A 6,146-nucleotide genomic window follows, 5' to 3' on the forward strand; every position below is an offset into this window, starting at 1 on the left:
TCATGAAGCTGGCCCTATCACCCGATGAGGTGAAATTCCGGGACGAACTGCGCGAGTTCTACCGGACCGAGATCCCGGCGGAGATCCGCGACCGCGTGAAGTACGGTCTCGAGCTCTCTCGCGATGACATCGTCACCACCCACCGCATCCTCAATGAGAACGGCCTGGCCGTGCCGAAGTGGCCGGTCCAGTGGGGCGGCCGCGACTGGACGCCCATGCAGCGGCACCTCTGGGAAGACGAGATGCAGCTGGCCTCGGTGCCCGAGCCGCTCACCTTCAATGCCCAGATGATCGGTCCCGTTATCGCCCAGTTCGGTTCGGAGGAGCTCAAGCAGCGCTTCCTGCCGCCGACCGCCAACCTCGACATCTGGTGGTGCCAGGGCTTTTCCGAGCCCGACGCGGGCTCCGACCTGGCCTCGCTGCGCACCACCGCGGTGCGCGACGGCGACTCCTACATCGTCAACGGCCAGAAGATCTGGACCACGCTGGCCCAGTACGCCGACTGGATCTTCTGCCTGTGCCGCACCGACCCGAATGCCAAGAAGCAGGCCGGCATCTCGATGCTGCTCTTCGATGTGAAGACGCCGGGGGTGACCATCCGGCCGATCAAGCTGATCGACGGGCACCACGAGGTCAACGAGGTCTTCTTCGAGAACGTGCGCGTTCCCGCCGATCAGCTGGTGGGCGCGGAGAACATGGGCTGGACCTACGCCAAGTTCCTGCTCGGCAATGAGCGCACCGGCATCACCGGCGTGGGGCGCACCAAGGTGAAGCTGGGCGTCGCGAAGGAGTATGCGGCGCAGATCCGTTCGGGCAGTGGCACGCTGCTCGCGGATCCGGTGTTCGCCACGCGCGTCGCCGAGATCGAGAACGAGCTGCTGGCGCTGGAGCTCACGCTCATGCGCGTGGTGTCCAATTCCAGTGACGGCAAGCCGAATCCGGCGTCCTCGGTGCTCAAGCTGCGCGGTTCCGAATTGCAGCAGGCCGCCACCGAGCTGCTGCTGGACATCGCCGGGCCGGACGCACTGCCGGTGAACGCCGACGGCATCGCCTCGCCCGGCTGGGCGCAGCGCAGCGGCCCCGGCTACCTCAACTACCGCAAGACCACCATCTACGGAGGCTCCAGCGAGGTGCAGCGCACCATCGTCGCCTCCACCATCCTCGGATTGTGAGCCGCCGCCATGGATTTCGAACTCACCGATGAACAGGTCATGCTGCGCGACACGGTCCGGGACCTGCTGGGCCGCGCCTACGACCCGGAGACCCGCCTGAAGGTCGCCGATACCGAATTGGGCTGGAGCCGCGACGTTTGGCGGCAGCTCGCCGAATTGGGCGTGCTGGGACTGGCTTTCAGCGAGGAGGACGGCGGCGTCGGCGCGGGGCCGGTCGAGACCATGGTGGTCATGGAGGAGATCGGGCGGCGCAATGCGCCCGAACCCGTGATCGACGCCGTGCTCATCCCCGGCGGGCTGGTGGCCGGTGCGGGCACCGCCGAGCAGCGCGGGCGCGTGCTGCCCAGCGTGGTAGGCGGCGAGACGCTGCTGGCCTTCGCGCACGCCGAGCCCGGAACTCGCTGGCCCGCAACCGAACTGGCGACCACTGCGGTGCTCGGCGGTGACACCTACCGGATCACCGGCGTCAAGAACCCGGTCCCGCACGGTGACTGCGCCGATCAGCTGGTCGTGAGCGCTGCCCTCCCGGGCGGCGGGATCGGGCTGTTCCTGGTCGCGGCCGACGCCGAGGGCGTCACCCGCACCGCGTTCCGGACCTTCGACGAGCGACGTGGTGCGCAGATCGAATTCGGCTCCGCCGCAGGCGAACTCCTCGGTGACGGCGGCGACGCGCAGCCGGTGGCGGACGCGGTGACGATGGCGGCGCAGGCGAGCCTGTGCGCCGAATCGCTGGGTGCGATGGAAGAGGCCCTGCGCCTGACCACCGAATATCTGAAGACGCGCAAGCAGTTCGGCGTCACGCTGTCCAAGTTCCAGACCCTGTCCCAGCGCGCCGCCAACATGTACGTCTCGCTGGAACTGGCCCGCAGCATGAGCCTCTACGCCACCGCCGCGGTGGCCGACGGCTCGGTGGACCAGGTGGCCGCCTCCCGCGCCCGCCTCCAGGTCGGCCGCTCCGCCCGCCACATCGGCCAGGAGTCCATCCAGATGCACGGCGGCATCGGCATCACCACCGAATACCCGGTGAGCCACTACGTCGCCCGCCTCACCGCCATCGCCCGCACCCTGGGCGGCGATCTGGAACACCTGCGCGTCCTCACCGACCGCGTGGGCGATTACACCCTCGTGGAGTTCTGACCCCGCTTCGAGCCGCGCCCCGCCCCATTCGTGGAGCGGGGCGCGTGCGTTTCCGCGTCCGGTGCCCGCCCCGGCCGCTCCCGCACCGAATCCTGCTGCGCCGGACAACTGTTCGGGAGAGGTCCCGGCCTCGGGGCGCGGACGACCGTACTCACGGCCGTCGGCGTGCAACCCAGCCGCGCAAGCGTTGATCACCCAGCCGCGTGAGCGTTGATCTCCCAGCCGCGCAAGCGTTGATCACCTAGCCGCGTGGGGGACGGGCGCGCAGCTGCGTGGCGGTCGGTGGCGCAGCTGTGCGAATGCATTGGTGCGGAGAGGATCTCGGCGTTTTCCGGCATTCGCGTGGCGATCGGGCGGGTGTGGGAAGTGGGGGTGCGAAGCTGGGATTTCGGTGTCGGGGAGGGGTGGGGCGGGCGTAGGGTCGGGGGATGGGAGGAGAATCGGTTCGGCTGGACGGGAACACCCTGGTGCTTCCCGGTGGGGTGGGTGTGCGCTTCATTCGCACGCTGCGATTGCCCGAGGAGGGGACGCATCCGCTGCCGCCCGGGCTCGGCGAGTTCCCGGTGCGGCGGGTCGCGGATTACGCGGACTCGGTGCCGGAGGAGTGGGCGAAGCGCGGCGGCGTCATGCTGCCCATGTATCTGCGGGAGGCGATGTGGCTGTCGTTCTCCGCGCCCGAACCCGCGGCGCTGCAGATCGGTGTGGGCAAGGTGTGCGCGGTCTCCGGCAAGCCGTGGAGTGATCGGCTGGCCGCCGACCCGCAGAACTACGTGGTTCTGCCCAGGCAGCCGTGGCTGGACGGCATCAATTCCGGCAAGGGCATCATCCGCCAATTCGTGGCCGTGCCACTGGGTTTGGGCGCGACGGTGGAGGGTCAGGTGACCGGCGAGGAGACCCACGGCGGCATCCAGCTCCAGAACTTCGCCTTGAACGACACCGAACTCGCCCGCTGGCGCCGAGCCGAGGAGGCACGCCGCCGAGCCGACGCCGAACGCGTCCGTGCCATCACCACTTCAGCCCCGCTGCCCGCCTCACCCATGTCCTACAGCGCCCCTCACAGCATCCCCCTCGGCGCACCCCCACCCGCCCCCGGCAGCACTCCGCCGCGCCCGCAACCCGGCGCCGCGCCCCGTGCCCGCCGCAAGGCCAATGCCATGGGCCTCGGTGTGGGCGGCACCATGCGCCAGGAGATCTACAAAGACGACCGCCCCCTGCACGATTGGTCCCTGCACCCCTCCGGCCGCATCTTCGTCCACCTGGTGACCCCACCCGACTGGCACCACATCACCGGCGAAGCCGCCCCGCCCTCCCCGGTCGACCGCAAGGCCTACACCGCCGCGGGCCTACCCTGGTTCGACTACTTCGATTCCGACGCAACCGATCTCGCCCCGGCGGACTCGCTCGCGACCGTGGCGCCGGTCGGCGACTGGCTGGGCGACGACCACGAACCCTGGGAGAACCCGACCCCCGGCCAGATCCACCACCTCGGCGACAAGCAGGGCAAACCGGTCGAAGACGGCGACTGGTAACCCAGTCGCCCACCGCGAAAAGCGTTGTCATGGCGTGCCCGACCCCGGCAATCGGCGACCGCCCCGCAGCGTTCTCTCGACTCCGGCCGCGAGCTCGTCGACAGGTCTCGCTCGGGCGTGGCAGCACGAGCCGGGGAACCGTCCCGACGACAGCCGATTTCGCGCGGTGAGGTGGTTCGCGCGGTGAGGTGGTTTGCGCGGTGAGGTGGTTTGCGCGGTGAGGTGGTTTGCGCGGTGAGGTGGTTTGCGCGGTGAGGTGGTTTGCGCGGTGAGGTGGTTCGCGCGGTGAGATGGTTTGCGCGCTGGTGTGGTTCGCGGGCTGAGGTGGTTCGTAGGCTGCGCGGTTTCGCAGGCTGATGTCGCTCTGCGGTCCGATGTCGTTGTCCGGCTCGACCTCAGCCGTCGGAGTTGTCCGAGGCCGGCCGGTCGGTGGTCGGGGCGGGGGTGACCGTGGTCTCCGGCGGCGGGGTCGTTGCCGGGGGTTCGGTTGTGGGGCGGGGGCGTTCGGTCGTGGTCGGCGGGCGCGTCGTGCTGGTCGGGCGCGACAGGGTGGTGCGAGTCGTCGCGCTCGGGTCGGCGGCCGGGTCGTCCGGGGTGGCCGTGATGGTGGAGATGGGGGCGCGGCGGGAGGGCTGGTCGGCGGCCACACGCCAGGTGGGGGAGGGCGGGATGACGATGGCGGGGGTGGTGGTTCCCTTGGTCGAAGTCGCCGGGGCCGCTTGCAGATCGGCGTTCAGGGGCGGGGGCGGGACGTAGGTGTCGTTGTGGCCGAGGCCGCAGGCACCAAGCAGGATGAGGCCGGCCGAGACCGCGCCGACGGCCGCGGCGGCACCCACCACGGGCTTGGGCAGGTGACGCAGCGGGGTGACCGCGCGCTCGTCGGCGCGGGCGTTGCTGCCGTCTATCGGTGGCACTCCTGATTCGTGTCGAGTGGGCTCACCCTAACGGAGGCTGCGGGGTTGGGCCAGGCGGGTGGTCGGTTCGATAACGCGACGGCGCGGGCGATTCCGTAGGCCTCGAAAATATTTCAAACAGCCATGATTCAGATATCGAATCAGTAAACTCGGCGCGTTTTGCGTACGTGTCGTATGGACTTTCCGTTGCCGAGCCGTAATGTGTGTCCAAATTTACACGTGAGACGCTCGAAATTTGCCAAGGGACGCGCCGAAGAATCGCGAGACCCGGCGTGCGTCGTCGAGGAGTAGATGATGGGTGCGTTTTCGACCTCTCCGCTGCGCGCTTCGATGCGCACTCCAGCCGAATCGGCGGGCACGGCCGAGCCCGCGGCCCCGGGGACACTGCGGATGTCGGCAATCCTGGCCCGCGTCGTCGCCTGGCTGATCTTCCTGGGCGGACTCACCGGCGCGGTACTGGGCCTGGCGGGGCTACGCGTCGAAATCACTGTCGCGGGACTGATTCTCGCCTGCACCGCGGGCCTGGTTTTGCTGAAACTACGCGCCGACGCACACGCTGGCTAATATTCCGCGAATTTCTTTATTCGCGAATAACCCACGCAAATGCCTCGGCTTTGGACCGTGCTCCCTCGGCCGTGCGGGAACGATTGGGTTCGCCTAGTTCCGGCAGCAAACTTTCGGAAAGCTTCACCATGTCCGACAATACCGGCGGTGTAAACCATTCCGGTCGGGTGGCGAACAACAGATCCTCACTCGAGGTGTTGCCCGAGGCCCCCGGCGCGAACGGGCAGCCGCCCAGTCCGCCGAGCGAACCGTCCACCACCGCCGCGCCCGCGTTCAGCGCCGCGAGCGAATTCGCCACGCCCAGCCCCCAGGTGTCGTGGCCGTGGAAGACGATGCGGCGCTCCGGAGTTCCCCACCGCCCGGTCGCGGCCACCGCGCCGATCAGCGCGGCCACCTGACCCGGGTACGCCTGGCCCAGCGTGTCGGCGATGACGATGTCCGCCGACCCCTCGGCGCGCGCGTCGGCGGCGATGGCCAGCACCAGCGCCGGATCCACCGGGCCGTCGAACGGGCAGGTGAAAGCCGTTGCCAGGCAGAGCTGAATGCGCCCGCCCGCCTCGGTCGCCAGGCGGACGGCCTCGGGCATGGCGGCCAGGCTGTCCTCGGTGGTGCGGCCGATATTGGCCTTGTTGTGCGCGTCCGACACCGAGAAGCAGTACTGAAAGTTGCGCACCCCCGCCTCGGCGGCCCGGGCCACGTGCCGCGGCGTCGCCACCCACACCCAGCAGCGTTCCAGCTCCTCCGGCGTGAGCCGGTCGACCAGGTCGAGGGTATTGGCCATGGGCGGCACCAGATCCGGCCGCGCCATCGACCCGATCTCCAATTAGTAC

The 6,146-nt window shown here is 69.2% G+C and carries 5 protein-coding genes and 1 pseudogene; 4 read left to right on the forward strand and 2 right to left on the reverse strand.

From position 1 onward, the window contains the following. Positions 1-2: 2 nt before the first annotated feature. From NS2_RS12780 to NS2_RS12790, 3 genes are all read left to right on the forward strand, one after another. Positions 3-1,172 (forward strand): acyl-CoA dehydrogenase family protein, encoded by a 1,170-nt coding sequence (locus tag NS2_RS12780; RefSeq protein WP_033087569.1) that lies wholly within the window; start codon positions 3-5, stop codon positions 1,170-1,172. 9 nt (positions 1,173-1,181) lie between these two features. Continuing rightward, a complete protein-coding gene (locus NS2_RS12785) occupies positions 1,182-2,309 on the forward strand; it encodes an acyl-CoA dehydrogenase family protein (RefSeq protein WP_033087570.1) in 1,128 nt (375 codons plus the stop codon). Between the two features lie 428 nt (positions 2,310-2,737). Next, positions 2,738-3,838 carry a hypothetical protein gene (locus NS2_RS12790; protein WP_036550432.1) on the forward strand — a complete coding sequence of 367 codons (1,101 nt, stop codon included), beginning with the start codon at positions 2,738-2,740 and terminating at the stop codon, positions 3,836-3,838. A 395-nt stretch (positions 3,839-4,233) separates the two neighbouring features. On the opposite strand, the gene NS2_RS12795 is transcribed toward NS2_RS12790, so the two are convergent. Next, positions 4,234-4,752: a hypothetical protein gene (locus NS2_RS12795; RefSeq protein WP_033087572.1), complete on the reverse strand. Its 519-nt coding sequence runs from the start codon at positions 4,750-4,752 to the stop codon at positions 4,234-4,236. A gap of 294 nt (positions 4,753-5,046) precedes the next feature. Between NS2_RS12795 and NS2_RS12800 the strand changes: the two genes are divergently transcribed. Next, on the forward strand, positions 5,047-5,316 hold the full coding sequence (locus NS2_RS12800) for a hypothetical protein (protein WP_143161447.1): 270 nt from the start codon (positions 5,047-5,049) through the stop codon (positions 5,314-5,316). A gap of 16 nt (positions 5,317-5,332) precedes the next feature. Here the strand turns inward: NS2_RS12800 and NS2_RS12805 are convergent. After that, a pseudogene (locus NS2_RS12805) lies at positions 5,333-6,139 on the reverse strand (hydroxymethylglutaryl-CoA lyase-like TIM-barrel protein); the annotation flags it as partial. Positions 6,140-6,146: the final 7 nt, after the last annotated feature.

Source organism: Nocardia seriolae NBRC 15557 (assembly GCF_007990715.1).
In the GTDB taxonomy this organism is placed as follows: domain Bacteria; phylum Actinomycetota; class Actinomycetes; order Mycobacteriales; family Mycobacteriaceae; genus Nocardia; species Nocardia seriolae.

Excerpts from the sequence above, each read along its gene's own strand:
- NS2_RS12780 (WP_033087569.1), top strand. The coding sequence starts at position 3 with ATGAAGCTGGCCCTATCACCCGATGAGGTGAAATTCCGGGACGAACTG.
- NS2_RS12785 (WP_033087570.1), top strand. The coding sequence starts at position 1,182 with ATGGATTTCGAACTCACCGATGAACAGGTCATGCTGCGCGACACGGTC.
- NS2_RS12790 (WP_036550432.1), top strand. The coding sequence starts at position 2,738 with ATGGGAGGAGAATCGGTTCGGCTGGACGGGAACACCCTGGTGCTTCCC.
- NS2_RS12800 (WP_143161447.1), top strand. The coding sequence starts at position 5,047 with ATGGGTGCGTTTTCGACCTCTCCGCTGCGCGCTTCGATGCGCACTCCA.